Source organism: Nocardia sp. CY15, from assembly GCF_009829295.1.
GTDB classification, from domain to species: domain Bacteria; phylum Actinomycetota; class Actinomycetes; order Mycobacteriales; family Mycobacteriaceae; genus Nocardia; species Nocardia sputi.
This window is the reverse complement of sequence record NZ_VUOT01000021.1, coordinates 93,496-115,238: the sequence shown is the minus strand read 5'-3', so window position 1 is coordinate 115,238 and position 21,743 is coordinate 93,496. Positions and strand designations below refer to the sequence as shown.

Genomic DNA, 21,743 nt, shown 5'->3' with positions numbered 1-21,743 from the left:
CTCGCTTTCAGCCAACCGCTTACGTGCGCACTGCCGGTCATACGCGGAGTTCCCGCATCTTGGCCGCGAACTCGGCGTCGGTGCGCTGGTAGGTGTCGCTGATGGCCTTGAACATGGCTCGTATTTCCTCGGCGACGGTGATGTAGTCGCTCAACGTGTCGTAGGCGTTGTTCGGGCCGCCGAAGGCTTTCTCCCGGAACAACCGGACCAGTTCTACCGCCGACGAAAGGCGTGGATTGTCCTCGCCCAACCCCCACTGCGTCTTCTCGCCGAGATCGCGAGCGTCCGCGCGGGCGCCGGTGAGCTGGTCGATCAACTCCTGGCACGCCTGGTCGATCTCCACGAACCCCTGCGGGTCCATCCGCACCTGCAATGCCCCGGTCTTCGCAGCCTCGATGTGCCCGGGAAACGGGCTGTCCGCCATCGTCGCCCCTTCCGTCAGTGCCGTCTGACCTTATAGACGCGCCACATCTCGCTCCGGTTCCATCGAAACACAGCCGACCTCGCGGGTGCGCCCCGTCGCGCCACTCGTCGCCGCCGGCATAACCGTCGCGAGCTGGGCTGTTGTGCCGAAACGCGCGTGGGTGCGACGAATCCGATTCCCTGTCAAGGCTGCTGACGGACGGTCAGCGCGCGCCCGCCGCCCCGAGCAGGGCGGGGTAGTCCTTCAAATCGATGTCGTTCGCTGCGTTGTCACCGTATTTCATCATCAGCGTGAACAGCCGGGAACCGAGGAACCGGTTCCGCATCCTGATGCCACGCGCGGTCTTCGGCGCCAGGAAACGACCGGCATTGCTGTTGCCCGCGATCTTCGCGTAGCGCTTCATGATCTCGTCGTAGCGGGCGAAGGCCACGGTGTGATCGCCGTCGGCGCAGGCCAATTCCCCCGCGATGACGTACGCGCCGACCACGGCGAGTCCGGTGCCGAATCCGCCGAGCGTGTTCCCGTACGCGGAGTCGCCGACCAAGGCGACCCGCCCCTTGGTGTAACCGTCGGCCATGCGGACCTGACCGAGCGAATCCAGGTAGACATCATCGAATTCGGTCATGTCGGCGAGCATCCGCGGCACTTCCCACCCGATCCCGGCGTAGGTCCGCGCGAGGATACGTCGCTGGGCCGCGCTGTCGTCCCTGGCGTAGTCGAGCACGGGGGAGGCGAACATGTACATCTGCTGTGCCTTCGGGCCGCCGCTGATCGCGAGTCGTCCGGGAGCGTTGTGGGCGTGGGCGACCGCCCGTTCGCGAGGGCCTGTCGCCTCGCCGCTCCACGGGCTCGCACCCGCGACGGCGTAGTAGTAGCCCAGGTGTTTCACGAAGTCCCGCTCGGGCCCGAAAGCCAGCCTGCGTACCCGCGAATGGATGCCGTCGGCGCCGAAGACGAGGTCGAAGGTGCGGGCGGGCGCGCGCTCGAATTCGACGTGCACGCCGGTGGCGGTCTCGGTGAGGGCGGTGATCGAATCGCCGAACAGGTATTCGCAGCGGTCGGCGGTGCGGCGGTAGATGATCTCGGAGAGGTCTCCGCGCAGGATCTCGACGTCGCCGCCGGTGAAGTCTCCCGACAGGACCGCCAGTCGTGAGCCCTGCTCGTCGACGAAGACCATGTCGGTGGTGCCGGTCCTGCGCCGCTCGACGTCGTCGAGGATGCCCATCCGCGTCAGCACGGTGCGGTGTGTACTGCCCTTGAAATCGACGGCCTGACCGCCGGGCCGCAGCGCCGGGGCGCGCTCGACCACCGTGACCGCGAAGCCGTAACGGTACAGCCAGTAGGCCAGCGACGGTCCGGCCATGCTCGCGCCGGAGACGAGAACGGTGGTGTTGCGCATGGGGGTCTCCTGTCCCGAAATCTGCGTCCATCGGAAACTGTATCCGATGGACGCAGATTAGCGTATGGTAGACACAGTTACGCGGCAAGACGTTTTTCCGGAAGGATCTCGGGCATGCCGACACCAACCGCACTCGAACTGCTCTGGGGGACCGGTCAGCGCCCTAAGCGCGGTCCGAAACCCGCGCTGTCGCTGGAGCGGATCGTCGGGGAGGCCATCGCGCTGGCCGACGCCGAAGGGCTGGCGAGCCTGTCCATGCAGCGGCTGGCCGAGCGTCTGGGCTTCACGAAGATGTCGCTGTACCGCTACGTGCCGGGCAAGGCCGAACTGGTCGCGCTGATGCTGGACACGGCGCTCGGCGCGCCCCCGGAGATGAGCGCGGGCGCGGAGGCGCCGCAGGACGCGTGGCGCGACCTGCTCGGCGAGTGGTGCGAGACGATCTACGAACGTCTCCGTGCCCACCCCTGGTCGCTGGAGGTGTCGGTGGGCGCGCGGCCGGTCGGCCCGAACGAAATGGCCTGGATGGAATCCGCGCTCGCCGCGCTCGCCGGAACCGGGCTCACCACCGCGGAACGCCTGGACACCATCGTCCTGCTCATCGGCCACGCCCGCAGCCTCGCGCAGCAGCAGCGAGTGATGGACGCCGACGCGTTCGAGAAACAGATCGCAGGACAGTTCGCCGAGATGATGGCCGCCGCGGCCGATCGTTACCCGGCCGCCGCCGCCGCGTTCGCCGAGCAGGGCGTGGTCGCGGGCGGGGAGGGCGCGCTGCGATTCGGCATCGGGCGAATTCTCGACGGACTGGCCGTGCTCATCGCGAGCCGCCGGTGACCGGCGCGGCCTACGCTCGGACCATGAGCGACGAACTCGACCTGAAACAGGACTCGATCACCACCGTGCGGGAGTTCTTCGCCGCGCTGGAGCTGGGCGCCGCCGAGGAGGCGATCGACCTGCTGCACCCGGACATCGTCTGGAAGAACACCTCGCTGCCCGATGTCACGGGCGTCCGCCGGGTGGGTGGCGTGCTGCGCGGCCTGCGCCGTGACTGGCTCGGCTTCGGGGTGGACCTGCACCACATCGCCGCCGACGGCGACATCGTGCTTACCGACCGCACCGACTACCTGCGCTTCGGGCCGGTGCGCGTCGGCTTCTGGGTGACGGGCACGTTCGAACTGCGCGACGGCCGAATCATCCTGTGGCACGACCACTTCAGCTGGGAGAACTTCCTGCGCGGCACGGCCGCCGGCCTCTGGCGCGCCGCACTGACCCGCGGCTGACCCGGTGTCAGGAGTGCTGGACCAAGTAGTCGAGGTAGACCGGCCGCAACACCTCGGCGACCGCGCCGTCGCCGGCGTGGACGTAGTCGTCGAGCATGGGCAGCACGTACTTGATGTCCGCCTCGCTCTCGCCGACATTGCCCGCGGCGGCTTCCGCGGCCGGGATCGACGTGAGCAGCCGCCACAGGAACTTCACGTCACCGCGTCGCACGGCCAGCTTCATCGCCCGGTCGTGCAACTCCTTCGACGACAGCTTCTCCAAATCCTCGTTACCGGACATACCAGCGACTCTATCCGTCGAATCGGGCCACAGCGACCGTGTGGCGAAACCCGGAGCCGCACGAAGGCCGTGCTGCGACAACTGCCATGCCATCGCAACCACCGCCCGGCCTCCGGGGTGAAACGTATCTGACGATCCGACCCGGACGACGGCACCCGGATGCCGGTCGATCGGCTCGGGCCGAAGGATGTCACCGAAGCCGTGCCGCGGGTCGATCGCTGGCCCGAGGCGCTCGCCCTGTCGACCGAGTTGCGGCGCTGGTTCCACGCCGACCGGGACGCGCGCGGCCCGCAATTCGCCCATCGATACCGCGCCGAACTGGCAGCGCTGGAGGTTCAGCAAGATTTGCGGGAATTACGCGCTCTGGCCGCCGAAGGTCCGGTCACATTGCTGACAGCCGTACAGGATCCGGTGCACAGCCATGTTCCGGGGTTGCTCGACCTGCTGGGTCGAGTGCCCGCGACGTGCTGGTTTACGACAAATTCACGGACACGCCTTTCAGTCCCTGAGCGCGGACATGGGGATCGGAGGTAGCGTCGGGTGTGCGGGCCGCGGCGGTGTGGCTCGTACGGGAGGTCCTGGCCGTGACTGAGCTACTCAGTACGAGGGGGCCGGTACCCGGCCCTCGTGGCACCTGACGGCAACGTCGGGTCCATCAGGACGGACCGGTCCAGCGAGATCGTTCGTGCGACTGCCGCACGAACACAGAGGAGCCCACCGTGACTGCTGCACGCTCCGTTTCCGCTCCCTCGGCGAACTCCAGCTCCGCGAAAGGCGGAGCCGCCGCGAAGGGGGCCCGCCCCTCGCAATTACTCGGCAAAACCTTCGTCATCGACACGTCCGTCCTGCTGTCGGATCCCTGGTCCTTCACGCGGTTCGGCGAACATGACGTGGTGTTACCCCTGGTGGTCATCAGTGAACTCGAAGCCAAAAGGCACCATCACGAGCTGGGCTGGTTCGCGCGAGAAGCGCTGCGCAACCTGGACGATCTGCGCCTGCAGTACGGCAGGCTGGATCAGCAGGTGCCGATCGGCGCCGAGGGCGGAACGTTGCAGGTGGAACTGAACCACACCGATCCCGCGGTCCTTCCGGTCGGCTTCCGCACCGACACCAACGACTCCCGAATCCTGGCATGTGCGCTCAACCTCGCGGCCGAGGGCCGCGACGTGGTGTTGGTGTCCAAGGACATTCCGCTGCGGGTCAAGGCCAGTGCGGTGGGCTTGCAAGCCGACGAGTACCACGCCCAGGACGTGGTGACCTCCGGCTGGTCCGGCATGGTGGAGCTCGATGTCAGCACCGCGCACATCGATCGGCTCTACGCGGAGTCGGTGATCGATCTGGACGAGGCGCGAGAGCTGCCCTGCCATACCGGTATTCGGTTGCTCGGAGTCAGCTCCAGCGCACTCGGCCGGGTGACCCCGGACAAGCGGGTGCAACTGGTCCGTGAACGCGAGGCATTCGGGCTGCACGGCCGTTCCGCCGAGCAGCGCATCGCGCTCGATCTGCTGCTGGACGAGAGCGTCGGCATCGTCTCCCTCGGTGGCAGGGCGGGTACCGGCAAGTCGGCGCTGGCGTTGACCGCGGGCCTGGAGGCGGTGCTGGAACGGCGGACGCAGCGCAAGGTGGTGGTCTTCCGTCCGCTGTACGCGGTCGGCGGTCAGGATCTCGGCTACCTGCCCGGCACCGAGAGCGAGAAGATGGGTCCCTGGGCGCAGGCGGTCTTCGACACCCTCGACGGGCTGGCCAGCCGGGAGGTGATGGAGGAGGTGCTCAGCCGCGACATGCTGGAGGTGTTGCCGCTGACCCACATTCGCGGGCGGTCGCTGCACGACTCCTTCGTGATCGTGGACGAAGCCCAGTCGCTGGAGCGCAATGTGCTGCTCACGGTGCTCAGCAGGCTGGGAACCGGCTCACGGGTGGTGCTCACCCACGACGTGGCCCAGCGGGACAATCTGCGCGTCGGAAGGCACGACGGTGTCGCGGCGGTGGTCGAGAAACTCAAAGGCCACCCGTTGTTCGCGCACATCACGCTGACCCGTAGCGAGCGCTCGCCGATCGCGGCGTTGGTCACCGAGATGCTGGAGGAATACGGCCCCAACGCCTGATCCCCCAGCGCCGTTCGGCGGTGTGTTTCACAGCACATCCGGCGGGTATCATCCGCCGCGATAGCTGTTCGGTATGACCCGGTGACCCTCGTCGATCACCGGGTCATTGCCTGACAATCGGCCGAGGCTACGCGCGATGTCACGGAGTCCGTGGTGTGCCGGTAGCCCACAGCGAGAGGATGGACATGCACCACTTCGCTCGACGAACGGCTGGATTCACCGCAGTGCTCGCCGCCGCTGGGCTGGCCTTGGCCGGGTGCGGCGACGATGACGACTCCGACCCCGGCGCCACCATGACCGGCATGATGACGAGCATCATGACCACGATCGCGAGCCCGACCACCACCGCGGCCGACGACGACACCACCACCACCGAGGGCGGCGCCACGGGCACGACGGCCCCGGCGGCCGGGGGGACCAGGATCCCCACGCCGGGCGGCGAGATCGCCGTCGACGGCGACATCTACGAGAAATACATGGAACTCGGCGGCCCGACCGGCACGCTCGGCCTCCCGAGGGAAGCGGAGGAGAAAGGCCCCGACGACGGCGAGTACCAGGACTTCGCCGGCGGCACGATCTACGAGGCAAAAGACGGCGAACCGCACGTCGTCTGGGGCGAGATCCGCAAGGCGTGGGAAGAGAACGGCGGCGCGCAGGGGCCCCTCGGCTACCCGGTCAGCGACGAGAAGGACATCCCCGGTGGCAAGCAGAGCGATTTCACCGGCGGCACCATCACCTGGGTGAACGGTACTATCACCGTCACGCCGAAGTAACGACCAGGTATTCGGCGTCCGGGGCCGCCCGCGTGGCCCCGGTAGCCTGCCCATTCCACCCATCCGCCCCCGCTTCGCGGGCCAAGCCGCTAGGTTATCTCGGTGCAAACTCTCCTGACCGATCGCGAACTGCTCGAATCGCTCGCGGTGGACGTAGAACTGCTGCTGCGCAAGCACGTCGATGTCGCCGACGGGTGGCAGCCACACGACCTCGTGCCGTGGGACGACGGGCGCAACTTCGCCTTCCTCGGCGGTACCGACTGGACGCCGGACCAGTCCGAACTCGGTGAAACCGCCAAACTGGCGTTGACCGTCTCGGTGCTGATCGCCGACAACCTGCCCTCGTATCACCGCGAGATCGGCAAGTACCTGCGCACCGGCGCGTGGTGGCGCTGGGTCGGCCGCTGGACGGCCGAGGAGAACCGCCACGAGATCACGATCCGCAACTACCTCATGGTCACCAGGGCCGTCGACCCGGTGGAACTGGAGCGGTTGCGGATGGAGCACATGACCAAGGGCTTCCGCCGCCCGGCGATGCACCTGCTCGATGTGCTGGCCAACTGCGCGTTCGAGGAGTCCGCCAGCGCCGTGCGGCACCGCAACATCGCGGCGCTCGGCGAGAACCCCCTGGTCACCGCCATCGCCGAGCGCATCGCGCTGGACGACGAACTGCAGTCGGTGTTCTTCGCCGACCTGATTTCCGCCGCTCTCGATCTGGTGCCGGACCAGGCCGTGCGGGCCATCGCCGACCGGATCGCCGGTTTCGAGGTCCCGACAGTGACGCTTTCCGACGGCCGCGACAGCGACGAGGTGCTGGCCGAGGCGGGCGTCTACGACCGCGCCAAGGAGGGAGAGCTGGTCTTCGCTCCGTTGCTGCGTCGTTGGAACATCTTCACGCGCACGGATTTCGGTCCGGATGGCGAACTGGCGCGCGACGAGCTCTCGCACCTGCGGGACTGAACCGCCGCCTCCGGATCACGGTCCGGCGAACGCCACCTCGGTAGCCCGACGGCTACGGAGGTGGCGTTCGTTCTGTCGCGGCTCGGTCGGCCCTCGTCAGTCCTGTTCTTTCACCTTCGCCATGGCGAGCACGTCGAGGCGGCGGTCGAGCTCCTCCTCGGTCAGTTTCTCGTTCAGCAGACCGCGATCGATGACGGTCTGGCGAATGGTCTTCTTCTCCTTCAACGCTTCCTTCGCGACCGCGGCCGCCTCCTCGTAGCCGATGGCCGAATTCAGCGGTGTCACGATCGAGGGGGAGGACTCGGCAAGTGTGCGCAGGTGCTCGACGTTGGCGACCAGGCCGCGCACGCACTTGTCGGCGAACAGGCGAGAGACGTTGGCCAGCAGGCGGATCGACTCCAGCAAGTTGCGCGCCATCACCGGGATGTAAACGTTCAATTCGAAAGCGCCGTTCGCGCCGGCGAAGGCCACCGCGGCGTCGTTGCCGAGCACCTGCGCGCCGACCTGGGTGACCGCTTCGGGCAGTACCGGATTCACCTTGCCGGGCATGATCGAGCTGCCCGGCTGCAGATCCGGCAGCTGGATCTCGGCCAGACCTGTCAGCGGGCCCGAGCCCATCCAGCGAATGTCGTTGGCGATCTTGGTCAGGCTCACCGCGATCGTGCGGAGCGCGCCGGAGGCCTCCACCAGACCGTCGCGCGCGGCCTGCGCCTCGAAGTGGTCCTCGGCCTCACGCAACGCGTCGATGCCGGTCGCGCGCACCAGCTCGGCGACGACCTTCGCGCCGAAACCCTCCGGCGCGTTCAGCCCGGTGCCGACCGCCGTTCCGCCGATCGGCAGTTCGCCGAGCCGCGGCAGTGTCGCCATGATGCGGTCGATGCCCGCCGCGACCTGACGGGTGTAGCCGCCGAACTCCTGGCCGAGGGTCACCGGGACGGCGTCCATGAGATGGGTGCGGCCGGACTTCACTACCGTGCGCCATTCGGTCGACTTGTCCAGCAGCGCCAGCCGCAGATGCTCCAGCGCGGGAACCAGATCGGTGATGACCGCTTCGGTCGCGGCGAGATGCGTTGCCGTGGGAAAGGTGTCGTTGGACGACTGCGACATGTTCACGTCGTCGTTCGGATGGACCGTGACGCCCTTCGCTTCGGCCAGCGAGGCGATCACCTCGTTGGCGTTCATGTTCGAGCTGGTGCCGGAACCGGTTTGGAAGACGTCGATCGGGAACTGATCGTCGTGCTTGCCTTCCGCGATCTCGTTCGCCGCGGCGACGATGGCATCGGCCTTCTCCGGATCGAGCAGACCCAGGTCGCGGTTCACCGTGGCACACGCGGCCTTCAGCAGGCCGAGCGCGCGAATCTGCGCGCGCTCCAAGCCGCGTCCGCTGATCGGGAAGTTCTCCACGGCCCGCTGGGTCTGCGCCCGCCACAGAGCGTCCACCGGAACCCGGACCTCGCCCATGGTGTCGTGCTCGATGCGGTACTGCGTCTCCGTCTCCTCGGTCATGCTTTCGACCCTATGCCGCGGCCGCTTCCCGTGGGGCTGCCACGCCTGAGGTCATTCGCACACGCCGACACGCCGCACCCGGGAATACGAAACGACAAGACGGGTTCCCTCGCCCCTGCCCTGAGAAGTACCTCATGTGCCGCGAACACGCCGCGACGAAGTCGCGGCCAGAAGTCACGGCAGCGGCGGGACCGCGTGTTCGTCGCCGATGAAGTCGACCGAGGAGTATTCGCGCAGCTTGGTCAGGCGGTGGTAGGCGTCGATCATGCGGACCGTGCCGGACTTCGAGCGCATGACGATCGAGTGGGTCGACGCGCCGCCGCCGTAGTAGCGCACGCCGCGCAGCAGGTCGCCGTCGGTGACGCCGGTGGCGCAGAAGAAGACGTTGTCACCGGAGACCAGGTCTTCGGTGGTCAGGACGCGGTCGAGGTCATGGCCCGCGTCGATCGCCTTCTGCCGTTCCTCGTCGTCCTTCGGCGCGAGCATGCCCTGTAGTTCGCCGCCCATACAGCGCATCGCGGCGGCGGCGATGATGCCCTCGGGGGTGCCGCCGATGCCGACCAGGATGTCGGTGCCGGAGTCGGGGCGGGCCGCGGCGATCGCGCCCGCGACGTCGCCGTCGGAGATCAGGCGGATGCGGGCGCCCGCGTCGCGCACCTGCTGGATCAGTTCGGCGTGCCGGGGACGGTCCAGGATGCAGACGGTCAGGTCGGACTTCGACAAGTTCTTGGCCTTGGCGACCCGGCTGATGTTCTCGCCGATGGGGGCCGAGATATCGATCACGTCGGCGGCGTCGGGGCCGACGGCGATCTTGTGCATGTAGAACACCGCGGACGGGTCGAACATGGCGCCGCGCTCGGCGACGGCCAGCACCGAGATCGCGCCGGGCACGCCCTTGGACATCAGCGTGGTGCCGTCGATCGGGTCGACCGCGAAGTCCACTTCAGGACCGGTGCCGTCGCCCACGGCCTCGCCGTTGTACAGCATGGGCGCTTCGTCCTTCTCGCCCTCGCCGATGACGACGATGCCGCGCATGGACACCGAGCTGACCAGCTGCCGCATGGCGTCGACGGCGGCTCCGTCGCCCCCCTCCTTGTCGCCGCGTCCGACCCACCGGCCCGCGGCCATCGCCCCGGCCTCGGTCACGCGGACCAGCTCGAGTGCGAGGTTGCGGTCGGGCGCCTCGCGGCGGCTAGGTGTGGGAGAAGTTGCCGTCATTGCGGGGTGCCTCCTGTGCGTCGGTACGTACCGGTCGATTGTCTCATTCGGTCTGGCACGGGCGTACACCCCTGCTGCGCGGGTCGGGGTGGGCGGGGCGGCATCGCCGCGCGAGTGGATACTGGGAGCGTGTCGTACCAAAAGCCGCGCATCTTGAACGACTACCGGGATCTGTTCTGGTCGTTGATCCCGTTGGTGCTGATCGCGCTGGTGTTCGCGGGCCTGGCCAGCCAGTGCAGTTTCGCCGCGAACGGTCCGACGCAGGGGCAGATCCCCCATTTCGACGTCGAAGCGGCGCTAACCGCCGACGCTCGTTCCTTGCCGTTCCCGATCCGGAACCCCGCTCTGCCCGCTGATTGGACGCCCAATTCCGGCAGCCGTGAATCCATCGGCGGCACCGGCGGCGGATCGGTCAGCACGGTCGGCTACATCACGCCGCAGGGCACCTACATGCGATTCACCCAGAGCAACGCGACCGAGGAGGCGCTGGCCCGGTTCGTGCTCGGGTCCCGGTATGCCAGCGGCGCCGAGCAGGTGGGGGCGCAGAAGTGGATCGTCTACGCCGAGCAGGGGTCGGAGACGGCGTGGATCACCGACCTCGGCCAGTCCCGCGTACTGATCACCGGTGCGGGCGACCAGGCGGCGTTCACCACGCTCGCCCAGGCGATCACGGCGGCGCAGCCGCTGCAACGCTGACCCGCCCCTTGCTGTCGGCCGCGCGCGACCGCTAGGGTTTGCCGCGGTACGAGGCACGTGCCGAACCGGATCTCGGAGGTCGATGAATATGGCTGTCAACAGCCGTTCTTCGCATGCCCTTCGCCGGTTCGCGCGCCACTGATTCTCCGCATACACCTCGACGCGGACCGGTCTTTTCTTCGATGACCAGGAGTGTCACGTGTCTGCTCTCATTTCCCCCGACCTGCGCACCGAACGCCTGATCCTGCGGTCGTGGACCGCCGACGAGGCCGCCGCCGTGCTCGACGACCGGCGTCGGCCCGCGTGGTCGGCGGACTTTCCCGCCGAAGGAGATCGCGTCATCGCGGAGTTGTTCGCCGCGAACCCGGACTGGCTCGGCCCGTTCGGCCACCGCCTGATCGTCGAGCGATCGAGTGGACTCGTCGTCGGATCGATCGGGCTTTTCTGGCCGCCCTCCGACGGAGAGCTGGAGATCGGGTACGGCGTCGTCGCCTCGCGTCGCGCTCGTGGCTACGCCACCGAGGCCACCGTCGCCTTGACGGCGCACGCGTTCACCGCGCCCGGCGTCCGCGTGGTGCGCGCCGATGCGGAACTGTCCAATCCGTCGTCGGTGCGTGTGCTGGAGAAGGCCGGATTCCAGCGGCTGAGCAGCGCGGGCGGCGTCGCGCGATTCCGCGCCGTGGCCGCGCCGCGCCAGGAATGACCGAGCGGGCTGTCGTCAGCGGTGGCTCACCACGTTGACGACGGTTCCGCTCGGGTCACGGACGAAGAAGCGGCGCACGCCCCAGGGCTCGTCGCGCAAGGGATAGACGACGTCGGCGCCCGCGGCGGTCACCGCCGCGTGTACGGCGTCGACGTCGTCTACCTCCACACTCATGTCGGGCTGGAGCTGTCCGGCTTCCGGGCCGACGAGCAGCACCTGGGCGGTCGGGTTGGACGGGGAGGCCATAGTCACGACCCAGCCGAGGTCCATCGCCTCGCGGAAGCCGAGCAGCCGGTAGAACTCGCGACTGGCGGCCAGGTCGGTGGTGCGGACGTCCGGCGTGGCGCGGCGGATGGTCATTCCCGCTGTTCCAGGTCGGTGCGGTGCAGTGCGTCCTCGACGCGCTTGCGCGCCCCTGCCAGATGTTCTTCGCAGCGGTTGGCCAGCGCCTCACCGCGTTCCCACAGTGCGAGGGACTCGTCGAGGTCGAGGCCGCCTTGTTCGAGGATCTTGACGACGTTGACCAGTTCGTCGCGCGCGCGTTCGTAGCCGAAACCGGCGATCTCGGCCGAATCGTCGGCCGGGTCGGCTCCCGCCCCGTTCTTCCCCGCGGACTTGCCGGATTCGGCCAAGGTCAGTTCCTCCCGGTGTCGGTGTGCTTCGCGCCGAGCGCCTGAGTGCCGAGCGCGGCGGCCGTGACGGCGCCGTCGGCGACCCGGATGCGCAGCTGGCTGCCGGCCGGCGCGTCCTCGATCGAGCGCACCACCTCCCGTTCCCGGCCGGTGACGCGCTGTACGACAGCGTAACCACGGGCCAGTGTGGCGGCCGGGCCCACGGCGGTGAGTTTCTCGCGCAGATGCCGGGTGGCCGTGGATTCGGTTCGGAGGACTTGCTCGACGAAGCGGCGTGCGGCGGCGCGCAGGCGTTCGACCTCTTCCTGGCGGCGATCGATCTCGCGCAGCGGGTCGGCCAGCACGGGCCGCGACCGCAGCTGGGCCAGCGCCCTGGTCTCCCGGTCGACCCAGCCGCGCAGCGCGGCGGCGCTGCGTTCCCGCAGCTCACGGATGCAGGCCAGTTCGGCGGCGGCGTCGGGGACGATCCGCTTGGCGGCATCGGTGGGGGTCGCCGCGCGCAGGTCCGCGACCAGGTCGCTGAGGGGGTTGTCCGGTTCGTGGCCGATCGCGCTGACGATCGGCGTGGTCGCGGCCACGATCGCGCGGCACAGCGCCTCGTCGGAGAAGGGCAGCAGGTCTTCCACGCTGCCGCCGCCGCGCGCGAGGACGATCACCTCGACAGCCGGGTGACGATCGAGCTCGGCCAGCGCCGTGAGCATCTGCGACACCGCCGTCGGCCCCTGCACGGCTGTGTTGCGGATTTCGAAACGCACCGCGGGCCAGCGATTGCGGGCGACGCTCAGCACGTCGCGCTCCGCGGCGCTGGCGCGGCCGGTGACCAAGCCGATCGTTCCGGGCAGGAAGGGGATCGGGCGTTTGAGCCGGGGATCGAACAGGCCCTCGGCCGCCAGCAGCGCCTTCAACCGTTCGATGCGGGCCAGGAGTTCGCCGATGCCGACCGGCCGGATCTCCAGCACGCGCAACGAGATCGTGCCGCGCCCGGTGAAGAACGAGAGCTTGCCGTAGACGACCACCCGGCTGCCCTCTTGCAAGGGAACGGGGGAGCTGCGGATGAGGTCCGGGTCGCAGGTCACCGACAGCGACATGTCGGCCGATGGGTCGCGCAGCACCAGGAACGCGGTGCGGGTGCCCGGACGGAGATTGATCTGGGTGATCTGACCCTCTATCCAGATGCTGCCGAGCCGGTCGATCCACTGGGCGACCTTCATGGACACCGAGCGCACCGGCCAGGGGTGCGCGGCGGAATTGGCCGGCGCGGCGGCGGAGTGGCCGGAGGTTTCCCGGCCGGCCGTCGGCGACGAAGGTGTCCGGGGTTCGGTCACTGGGCCTGCACGGTGGCGATCCGGTTCGTCAGCATGGTCACGAACGGCGCCCTGGCCCGGGTGTGCTGCTCGTACTCCAGCAGCGCGGTGAGGTCTTCGACTGTCAGCAGGCGCAGCCGGGCACGCAGCTGGGCCAGGGTCATGGTGGCGTAGTCGTAGCGGATGGCGACTTCCGGTTCGGTGATCCGGGGCGCTTCCGCGACCGGGTCGAGCTCCGATTCCGGATCGGTCGGCTCCGGTTCTTCGGCCGGTTGTTCGGCGATCGTCGGCGCGGCGGCGTGGCCGTTGGTCTCGCCCGCGCGGGCGTCGTCCGCTGGGAAGGATTCGGGCGAGCGGAACGGCTCCGGATCGTCGGCGGTGTAGAGATCGAATCGACTGCTGCGAAGCGGAGCGGGGCTCGGCTCGTCGGCGAGGTCCTCCTCGAAGGTGGCCCACTCCGGCTGCTCGACCGGGCGGTTGGCCAAACGGTCGAATACCGCGTCGCCTTTCAGGGCCAGACTGGTCACGAACTGCTGGACGTGCATAGTCGTCTGCAGCATCTGACTTATGGCCGTGATCGGGAGATTCATTGCCGCCGTGGGTAACCGGCGGGATTCCTCGAGGGCGTATACGGCGGCCCCGGCGGCGACCCGGGCCAGAAAGGGTGGTCGAAACATGGTCCTAGCCTGCCCGAAATGGTGTGCTATGCAAAGGAGGGGTGGGCGCGGTTCGGATATTCGCCCGCAACGGCGCGCGGCCGATCGGCGGGAATTGCGCGACGCTGTGCTCATAAAGCGGAGAATAAACCCAGGTCTCGGCGGGAGTGTCCGCCGAGAGTCACCGCGGCTTGTCGCCGGCTCCGCTGTGACGGCCTTGCGCCGCAGTTCGCGACCCGTCCTCCGCGGATCCCGGCGGGAATGTGACGGACAACTCCCGGACGTGGCAGGGTCCCGGGCCGCACGTATCCTGTGGGCATGTCTTCGGCCATTCCCTTGAACGTCGGAATCGCCCGCTCGGCAGGCGCCGCAAACGCCGTTGCCGACGGCGGGAAACGCGTGCTGCTCGCGGAACCGCGGGGGTACTGCGCCGGCGTGGACCGCGCGGTCGAAACCGTCGAGAAGGCGCTGGACAAACACGGCGCGCCCATCTACGTGCGCAAGGAGATCGTGCACAACCGGCACGTCGTGGAGACGCTGCGCGAACGCGGCGTGGTCTTCGTCGACGAGACCGACGAGGTCCCCGAGGGCGCGGTCGTCGTGTTCTCCGCGCACGGCGTGTCGCCCGCGGTGCACGCCTCGGCCGCCGAGCGCAATCTGCACACCATCGACGCCACCTGCCCGCTGGTGACCAAGGTCCACCAGGAGGCCAAGCGGTTCGCCCGCGACGACTACGACATCCTCCTGATCGGTCACGAGGGTCACGAGGAGGTCGAGGGCACCGCCGGTGAGGCGCCCGAGCACGTCCAGCTGGTCGACGGTCCCGACGCGGTGGACAACGTCAGCGTGCGCGACGAGTCGAAGGTGATCTGGCTCTCGCAGACCACGCTGAGCGTGGACGAGACGATGGAAACGGTGCAGCGGCTGCGCAAGCGCTTCCCCGGCCTGCAGGACCCGCCGAGCGACGACATCTGCTACGCCACGCAGAACCGCCAGGTAGCGGTGAAGGCGATGGCGCCGGAATGCGACCTGGTGATCGTGGTCGGCTCGCGCAACTCGTCGAACTCGGTGCGATTGGTCGAGGTGGCCCTCGGCGCGGGCGCCAAAGCGGCGTATCTGGTGGACTTCGCTCGCGAGGTCGACCCGGCCTGGCTCGAAGGTGTCCGCACGATCGGCATCACCTCGGGTGCCTCGGTCCCCGACATCCTGGTCCGCGGCGTCCTGGACATGCTGGCCGAGCACGGCTACGGCGACGTCCAGCCGGTCACCACGGCCAACGAAACCCTCGTCTTCGCGCTGCCCCGGGAATTGCGCGACGCCCGTCGCTGACGGACGCCGAGCCCGCTCAGATCGCGAGAATGTACGGGATGGGCGTCCCACTCGACGCGCGAGTCGCGTGGTCACCACAACGCTGATCGCCCTCGCGGACCGCGAGGGAAAACCTTCGCGGGAATCGCTCGAATCGTCCGCTGACCACGGCACAGCGTTATGCGCGCCATTTCCGGGTGGTTGCCGACATTCCCGTGCGGCTCGGTACACCGGCGAAGGCTGAGCCTTCGCGCCGAATCGCATCGCCGTATCTCAGTGCGGTGGCCACCGATCCGGTCGGCATGTTGCTGGCATCCGGCACTCGGAGTTCGCCGCGGAGACCGACTTCGGGAAACCGGCTGAGCGGCGAACTCGTTCTACAGATTCTCCGGCCTGCGCCGTTCCGTGCGGCCCGAGTCGCGGTAGCGGACATTGGGCTGAGGATGCGGCGGCACTTCGCGACGGCGGCCCGCACCGCGCGGTGGTTCGCCTTCCGGACGGGGCATTGCCGCGGTGGGGCGGGTGGCGCCCCGGGCAGGAGCCCGGCCTTCGCGCGGACGAGACGGTGCGACGCGCGGCGGGGTGTCGGCGACCTGCGCCGCAGGCCGGCGCGCCGGCCGCGGGGCGGGCTCGTCCGACTCGTCCACCTCGAGTTCGTCGGGCTCCTTTTTCGGGCGGCGGGCTTTGCGGCGCGCCGGGTCCGAGACGCCGCCGGAGGAACGGGCGGGTCTGCTCTTCTTCGCCGACGACTTGCCCCAGCTCTCGCCGCGGCGGGCCGAGAGCGGCCGTGCGTCCTGCTCCTCGCGGCGATGCAAGTAGATCCGGGCGCCGCCGATCAGCAGGACGACGACCGTGGCGAGCATCATCGTCGGAAAACGGTTCACCAGCGGGATCGCCAAATTGAGCAGGATGTCCTTCAAAGAGGTCGATCCACGGCCGGTGAGATGCTGATAGGCCAGCGGGACGGCGACGAAGAGCAGCAGTGGCGGCAGCACCATCGTGCTGAACAAGCCGCGGTAGCGCACGGCGGCGACGGCCGCCACACACCCCAGCACGTACAGCGCGGCGAACGTGCCGGTCAGCTCGGCGCTGCCGCCGCTGGCATCGATCAGAAACCCCAGAAACGTGCAGGCAACCGCGATCAGGATCGCCGCGCCGACCGGGATTCCCGGCACCGACGGCAGGATCGAGCGTTGCGGCGCGGGCACCCGGGATCGCACACGTTCGGAAGCAGCCACGATATGCACACTAGTTGCCGCCGCGCTCGGCGGCGTGGCGGCACGGCCATTGTCCCGGTTACTCGACCGCCTCGGCGAAGCCCACGCGCGCGGCCGGGAATCCACGCGCGCGATCGCGTGCACGCCCTGGTCGGCTATTTCCAGATCGTCCAGGGGTTGGTCGGCATGCGCGCAGGTGTTCGGCGTACCTGGTGAGCTGCTCGGCTCGTACGTCGGGGTCCACGGCGCCGCAGGCGTCCAGGTAGGAGGCGAACGGCGCCCGAGCTGGATCTCGCCCCACCGCCCCGGTCCTGGGGCGCACGCAGCCCGGACCAGCTGACCGATCTGCTCGGTGAGCAGGTGGGAGATGCGCTGCATGCTCGCGACTGTCGCAGCAACCGTTCGTTGTCCGCGGCCGCCGCGAGCTGTGTATCCGCCACCGCGGCGCGATGCCCGGCCCGCGCGGCACGGCTCATCCGGCCGAGGCCGCAACCCGCGGCGAACACCGGCGTCGGTGCGACGAGCATCGGGGCGGTCATGGCGCAGATAGTGCCGTAGGTCACCGACAAGAACGAGCACGGAGCGACTATTCGGCATCGCGTCGGCAACAGGCTTGCCGGCGCGCCGCCGTCCGGTCCGCACACCGTGCGGGATGCCGACAGCCGGAAGCTCCCGCGTCGGAATGCCCGGGAGGCAAAGGCATGTGCGGCGATCGGCCTCGTGGCGCATTCCGCCCCTGATCCGAAGCCGGTGGCGGACACGCCGGGCCTCGGCTGGGCAAACCGGACACAGCGGGCGTGGCGATTGGAGTCTGTCGGTGCCTTGGCCTACGGTTTCGCGGCATGCGGATGCTGCACACCTCGGACTGGCACATCGGGCGCACGTTCCACGGGGTCGATCTGCTTGCCGACCAGGCTCGTTCACTGACCGCCATCGCGGAATTGGTGGCCGAGGAGTCGGTCGAGGTGGTGGTCCTGCCCGGCGACGTGTACGACCGGTCGATTCCGAGCGCCGACGCGATCGCGGTGTGCAACCAGGGATTCGAGGCCATTCGGGCGGCGGGTGCGCAGATCGTGGCCACCTCGGGCAACCACGATTCCCCCGCCCGGCTGGGGGCGGGCGCGAGTTTCGCCGCGGCGGGCGGGTTGCATCTGCGTACCACGGTCGCCGACGCCGATCGCCCCGTCCTGCTGGAGGACGAGCACGGGCCGGTGGCGTTCTATGGCATCCCGTACCTGGAACCGGAGATCACCCGCGCCGAACTCGATGTGCCGCAAGCTCGCTCGCACGCCGAGATCCTGGACGCGGCGATGGCCCGGGTGCGTGCCGACATCGAACGGCGACCTGGTGCGCGAACGGTCGTGCTCGCGCACGCCTTCGTGGTCGGCGGGGAGGCCACCGGCTCGGAGCGCTCGATCTCGGTCGGCGGCGTGGAGACGGTGCCGCTGGCCGCCTTCGACGGCATCGACTACGTGGCCCTCGGCCACCTGCATTCGCCGCAGACGCTGGCGGAGTCGGTCCGCTACTCCGGCTCGCCGTTGCCGTACTCGTTCGGCGAGAACGCGCATCGCAAAGCGGTGTGGATCGTCGATCTGGACGCGGCCGGCCTCCAGGCGGTGCGCCGCCGGGACCTGCCGACGGTCCGCGGCCTGAGCAAGCTGACCGGCACCCTGGACGAGTTGCTGTTCGGCGCGCAGCACACCGCGGCCGAACAGCATTACGTGTCCGCCGTGCTCACCGACGCCGCCCGCCCGGTCGACGCCATGCGCAAGCTGCGCGAACGGTTCCCTTACGCGGTGCACGTCGAATGGGCTCGGCCCGAGGGGAACCCGGAACTGCGCTACCGTGAGCGGGTGCACGGCCGACGCGACATCGAAGTAGCCCGGAGCTTCCTCTCCGACGTCCGCGGTACGCCCAGCTCGGGCGAGATGACCTGGCTGGAGCGGGCGTTGTCGGCCGCCGTCGCGGAGCCGGAGCAGGCGGCGACGGTGCGCGCCGCCGAGGAACTGTCCGCATGAGCGCGCTGCCGAGGCCGGGCGCGGGCGCGGCGGCATGAGACTGCACAAGCTCCAGATGACCGCGTTCGGCCCGTTCGCCGACACCACGGTCGTCGACTTCGACGCGCTCGGCGCCGACGGATTGTTCTTGCTGCACGGCCAGACCGGAGCGGGCAAGACCACGGTGCTGGACGCGATCGCGTTCGCGCTCTACGGCAGAGTTCCCGGCGCGCGCGGGGAGAGCAAGCGCCTGCACTCCGATCACGCCCCGGAGCAGACGCCACCGCAGGTGGTGCTGGAGGCGACCCTGGGCGGGCGGCGGCTACGTCTCACCCGCAGCCCCGAGTTCCAGCGTCCCAAGCGAGACGGCACCGGCCTGCGCACCATCAACGCGAAGGCGACACTGACCTGGCTGGACGGCACTGGGGAAAACCTCTCTCGGATACCCGATATCGGCGACGAGGTATTGCGCCTGCTCGGTATGAGTGCCGACCAGTTCTTCCAAGTGGTGCTGTTGCCACAAGGCGATTTCGCCCGCTTCTTGCGAGCGGACAACGAAGATCGGGAGAAACTGCTCGAAAAGCTCTTCGACACCAAGCGTTTCGGCACTGCGGAGCAGTGGCTCGCCGAGAAACGCCGTGCCGCCGAGGCGGATCTGGATGCTCGTACCGACGGTGTCAAGCGACTGATCACCCAGGTCGGCATGGCCGCCGGGGTGCCGGATTCGGTCGGTCCGGCGGAGTGCGTCGGTTGGTCGCAGGATCTGCTGTCGGCCGCACGCGCCGATCTGGCTGCTGCCGTCACGGAACTCGAACGTTGCCAGCAGGACGCGACGAGAGCGCGGGCGCAGGCCGAACAGCATCGTAGGCTGCACGAGCTGCGCCGCCGCACGGCCGCGGCGCGGGCACAGCTGGACGACTACGCCGCGGGCGCCGAGCGGCGGGCCGCGTTGCACGCCGAACTCGAAGCGGCCCGCCGCGCCGAGCCGGTCGCCGTCGCGATCGACGAAGCGCGTTCGGCGGTGCGCGTCCAGCGGCAGCGCGAGAGCGAAGAGCGCGAATCGGCCCGACGACTGGCGGCCCGGCTCCTGGAACCGGCGGGCGTCGACCTCGGCGGCGCCGAACTGGTCGATTCCGACGGCGAGCAGGTGCGCGAGGACGCCGACATCGACGCGGCGATCCAGCGTTGGAGCGGGCAGATCGGCGCACTGGACGAAGTGCGGGCCGACGCCGAGGCCGCCACGCGGCTCGGCGGCGAACTCGACGCTCTGCGCGCCGAGGACGCGACGCTGGCCCGGCGCGTCGCCGAACTCGCCGCGCGGCGCGAGCTGTTGCCGGCCGCGCTCACCGCGGCCGAGACAAGGCTGCGCGAAGCCACCGAAGCGGTCGCGGCGCTGCCCGGGATCACCACGGAAACCGAGCGGCTGCAGGCCGCCGCCACGGCCGCGGTGGATCTGGCCGCTCGCCGCACCGCGCTCGATCACGCCCGCGTCGAGTTCGACGCCGCCCGCACCGCGCACCTCGATGCGAAGGAATTCGTACTGGATCTGCGCGAGCGCAGGCTGAGCGGGATGGCCGCCGAACTGGCAGGCGCGCTGGTCGACGGAAGTCCGTGCGCGGTTTGCGGTTCCGCGGAGCATCCGGCACCCGCCCGGCCCACTGATGCCGCGGTGTCCGAAGACGAGGAGGAGGCCGCCGTGGCGGCCGAGCGCGCCGCGGAGGACACCCGCGACCGCGCGCTGGCCCGCATCGCCGGGCTCGAGCGTGAGATCGAAGCGCTCGTCGCTCGCGGCGGCGACACCGACCGCGTCGAACTCGCCGCGGCTCTGCGCGCCGCGACCGACCGCTACGAGGACACGTCCGAACTGGCCGCCAACGCCGACGGACTGGAAGCCGAACTCGCCCGGTTGCGCGAAGACTTGGCCCGCCTGCACGACGAGCTGAGCGCATCCGAAGCCCGTCGCAGCGCGGTGGCCGCCACCGTCGTCTCCGCCGAGGCACGGCTCGCCGAGTTCTCCGAACGGCTGCGCACCGCGGCCGGCGCCGACGAGACGATCGAGCGTCGCCGGTCCCGCCTCGCCGCCCTCGTCGCCGAGGCGACCGCCCTGCGCGCTGCCCGGTCCGAAGCGGTCGCCGCGCGTGAGCAGGTGTCGCTGATCACCGACCGGGTCGAAAACCTCGCTCGCGCCGCTGGATTCATTTCAGAAGGAGGGTTCGGCGACGCGTCGTCCGCCGCGACCGAAGTTGCGACCCCACCCAGCGCCGATACGGTTCCGTCCTCGGAAGCCACTGCTTCCGTATCCGCTGGTGCGGTCGAACCGGTGCGTCGCGGCGCCGACGGTCATCTCACCGCCCGAGACGACGTCGCGCTCTTGACCGCCTACGCGAAGGTCGTCGCCGCCGCGTCCCGCGGCCCGCAGCGGCAGGCCGAGATCGAAGCCGAACTCGTGGCGGCCGACCGCGCCCGCGCCGCGGCGGAAGCCGTCTTGGCCGAACCGGAGATCCAGGCGGCGGCCGAGCAAGAGCCCGGCGACTTGGCCGAGCTCGACGCACTGGTGACCGCCGCGCAGACCGCTCTCAACGCGGCGGTGGCCGCCCACGCGGAAGCGAGCAGGCGGGCAAGCCAGCTGGAGGACCTCGGTGGACAGCTCTGGGCCGCTGTGGATCGGATCGCCCCGGCGCAACGAGCGTTCGAGGAGCTGGACGGGCTCGCCGACGTCGTCGCCGGGCGCGGTGCGAACAACCGCCGCATGTCCCTGCACTCGTATGTCCTGGCCGCCCGCCTGGAAGAGGTGGCACAGGCCGGTTCGCTGCGATTGCGCAGAATGTCCGGCGGCCGGTACGAATTCGTCCACTCGGACAAGGCCGGGCCGCGCGGTCGCCGAGGCGGGCTCGGCCTCGACATCCGGGACGACTACACCGGAGCCATCCGCCCGGCCAAGACGCTCTCCGGCGGCGAGACCTTCATGGCCTCACTGTCGTTGGCGCTAGGGCTGGCCGACACCGTGGCGGCCGAATCCGGCGGCCTGGTGCTGGACACACTCTTCATCGATGAGGGCTTCGGCGGCTTGGACGCCGACACCCTGGACGCTGTGATGGGTGTGCTGGACGAACTCCGCACAGGCGGCCGGGTGGTGGGCGTGGTCAGCCACGTGGACGAGATGCGCCAACGCATTCCCAGCCGCCTGCATGTCCTGCGTGGCCGCACCGGATCCCACCTCCAGGCGACCATCGCCTGATCGCGCCGCGCGGTGACCGCACCCGCATCGCCGGCTTGTTCATGCTGATG

Annotated in this window: 20 protein-coding genes and 1 pseudogene; 11 read left to right on the top strand and 10 right to left on the bottom strand. The window is 69.3% G+C overall.

The window, feature by feature from the left end; genetic code table 11:
- Positions 1-37: 37 nt before the first annotated feature.
- Positions 38-424: a hypothetical protein gene (locus tag GVY39_RS22195; protein WP_159927619.1), complete on the bottom strand. Its 387-nt coding sequence runs from the start codon at positions 422-424 to the stop codon at positions 38-40.
- Positions 425-626: 202 nt separating this feature from the next.
- Positions 627-1,823, bottom strand: coding sequence for an FAD-dependent monooxygenase (locus tag GVY39_RS22190; RefSeq protein ID WP_159927617.1), 1,197 nt, complete (start codon positions 1,821-1,823; stop codon positions 627-629).
- Positions 1,824-1,937: 114 nt separating this feature from the next.
- Here GVY39_RS22190 and GVY39_RS22185 point away from each other — a divergent pair, with 114 nt between their 5' ends.
- A complete protein-coding gene (locus GVY39_RS22185; RefSeq protein ID WP_159927615.1) occupies positions 1,938-2,654 on the top strand; it encodes a TetR/AcrR family transcriptional regulator in 717 nt (238 codons plus the stop codon).
- Positions 2,655-2,677: 23 nt separating this feature from the next.
- Entirely contained in the window at positions 2,678-3,100 is a 423-nt protein-coding gene (locus GVY39_RS22180; RefSeq protein WP_159927613.1) for a limonene-1,2-epoxide hydrolase family protein, read from the top strand.
- Positions 3,101-3,107: 7 nt separating this feature from the next.
- Here GVY39_RS22180 and GVY39_RS22175 read toward each other — a convergent pair whose 3' ends face one another.
- Positions 3,108-3,380: a hypothetical protein gene (locus GVY39_RS22175; protein ID WP_159927611.1), complete on the bottom strand. Its 273-nt coding sequence runs from the start codon at positions 3,378-3,380 to the stop codon at positions 3,108-3,110.
- 153 nt (positions 3,381-3,533) lie between these two features.
- On the opposite strand from GVY39_RS22175, the pseudogene GVY39_RS35320 reads away from it, so the two are divergent.
- The 4 genes and pseudogenes from GVY39_RS35320 to GVY39_RS22155 all read left to right on the top strand — a co-directional run.
- A pseudogene (locus GVY39_RS35320) lies at positions 3,534-3,914 on the top strand (DUF488 domain-containing protein); the annotation flags it as partial.
- 185 nt (positions 3,915-4,099) lie between these two features.
- Positions 4,100-5,485, top strand: a complete 1,386-nt coding sequence (locus GVY39_RS22165) for a PhoH family protein (RefSeq protein ID WP_159927607.1) — start codon at positions 4,100-4,102, stop codon at positions 5,483-5,485.
- Between the two features lie 185 nt (positions 5,486-5,670).
- Entirely contained in the window at positions 5,671-6,258 is a 588-nt protein-coding gene (locus tag GVY39_RS22160) for an LGFP repeat-containing protein (protein WP_159927605.1), read from the top strand.
- 102 nt (positions 6,259-6,360) lie between these two features.
- Positions 6,361-7,218: an acyl-ACP desaturase gene (locus tag GVY39_RS22155; protein ID WP_159927603.1), complete on the top strand. Its 858-nt coding sequence runs from the start codon at positions 6,361-6,363 to the stop codon at positions 7,216-7,218.
- A gap of 96 nt (positions 7,219-7,314) precedes the next feature.
- Here GVY39_RS22155 and GVY39_RS22150 read toward each other — a convergent pair whose 3' ends face one another.
- Both GVY39_RS22150 and glpX read right to left on the bottom strand, forming a co-directional pair.
- Positions 7,315-8,724 carry a class II fumarate hydratase gene (locus tag GVY39_RS22150; protein WP_159927601.1) on the bottom strand — a complete coding sequence of 470 codons (1,410 nt, stop codon included), beginning with the start codon at positions 8,722-8,724 and terminating at the stop codon, positions 7,315-7,317.
- A 174-nt stretch (positions 8,725-8,898) separates the two neighbouring features.
- Positions 8,899-9,942, bottom strand: a complete 1,044-nt coding sequence (glpX, locus tag GVY39_RS22145; protein ID WP_159927599.1) for a class II fructose-bisphosphatase — start codon at positions 9,940-9,942, stop codon at positions 8,899-8,901.
- A 129-nt stretch (positions 9,943-10,071) separates the two neighbouring features.
- Here glpX and GVY39_RS22140 point away from each other — a divergent pair, with 129 nt between their 5' ends.
- Positions 10,072-10,638, top strand: a complete 567-nt coding sequence (locus tag GVY39_RS22140) for a DUF4245 domain-containing protein (protein WP_159927597.1) — start codon at positions 10,072-10,074, stop codon at positions 10,636-10,638.
- 199 nt (positions 10,639-10,837) lie between these two features.
- Positions 10,838-11,341, top strand: coding sequence for a GNAT family N-acetyltransferase (locus tag GVY39_RS22135; RefSeq protein ID WP_159927595.1), 504 nt, complete (start codon positions 10,838-10,840; stop codon positions 11,339-11,341).
- A gap of 15 nt (positions 11,342-11,356) precedes the next feature.
- On the opposite strand, the gene GVY39_RS22130 is transcribed toward GVY39_RS22135, so the two are convergent.
- The 4 genes from GVY39_RS22130 to GVY39_RS22115 form a co-directional block, all read right to left on the bottom strand.
- Positions 11,357-11,701 (bottom strand): VOC family protein, encoded by a 345-nt coding sequence (locus GVY39_RS22130; RefSeq protein WP_159927593.1) that lies wholly within the window; start codon positions 11,699-11,701, stop codon positions 11,357-11,359.
- Entirely contained in the window at positions 11,698-11,973 is a 276-nt protein-coding gene (locus tag GVY39_RS22125; protein WP_159927591.1) for an exodeoxyribonuclease VII small subunit, read from the bottom strand. Before GVY39_RS22125 ends, GVY39_RS22130 begins: the two co-directional genes overlap by 4 nt.
- 2 nt (positions 11,974-11,975) lie before the next feature.
- On the bottom strand, positions 11,976-13,199 hold the full coding sequence (gene xseA / locus GVY39_RS22120; RefSeq protein ID WP_236565597.1) for an exodeoxyribonuclease VII large subunit: 1,224 nt from the start codon (positions 13,197-13,199) through the stop codon (positions 11,976-11,978).
- Between the two features lie 95 nt (positions 13,200-13,294).
- Complete coding sequence (locus tag GVY39_RS22115; protein ID WP_159927587.1) at positions 13,295-13,954, bottom strand: lipid droplet-associated protein; 660 nt, start codon at positions 13,952-13,954, stop codon at positions 13,295-13,297.
- 297 nt (positions 13,955-14,251) lie between these two features.
- On the opposite strand from GVY39_RS22115, the gene GVY39_RS22110 reads away from it, so the two are divergent.
- Entirely contained in the window at positions 14,252-15,262 is a 1,011-nt protein-coding gene (locus GVY39_RS22110; RefSeq protein ID WP_159927585.1) for a 4-hydroxy-3-methylbut-2-enyl diphosphate reductase, read from the top strand.
- 356 nt (positions 15,263-15,618) lie between these two features.
- Here the strand turns inward: GVY39_RS22110 and GVY39_RS22105 are convergent, their stop codons facing one another.
- Positions 15,619-16,836 carry a DUF6542 domain-containing protein gene (locus GVY39_RS22105; RefSeq protein ID WP_223520829.1) on the bottom strand — a complete coding sequence of 406 codons (1,218 nt, stop codon included), beginning with the start codon at positions 16,834-16,836 and terminating at the stop codon, positions 15,619-15,621.
- 464 nt (positions 16,837-17,300) lie between these two features.
- Here GVY39_RS22105 and GVY39_RS22100 point away from each other — a divergent pair, with 464 nt between their 5' ends.
- Positions 17,301-18,476: an exonuclease SbcCD subunit D gene (locus GVY39_RS22100; RefSeq protein WP_159927583.1), complete on the top strand. Its 1,176-nt coding sequence runs from the start codon at positions 17,301-17,303 to the stop codon at positions 18,474-18,476.
- A 34-nt stretch (positions 18,477-18,510) separates the two neighbouring features.
- Positions 18,511-21,693 (top strand): AAA family ATPase, encoded by a 3,183-nt coding sequence (locus tag GVY39_RS22095; protein ID WP_159927581.1) that lies wholly within the window; start codon positions 18,511-18,513, stop codon positions 21,691-21,693.
- Positions 21,694-21,743 lie beyond the last annotated feature (50 nt).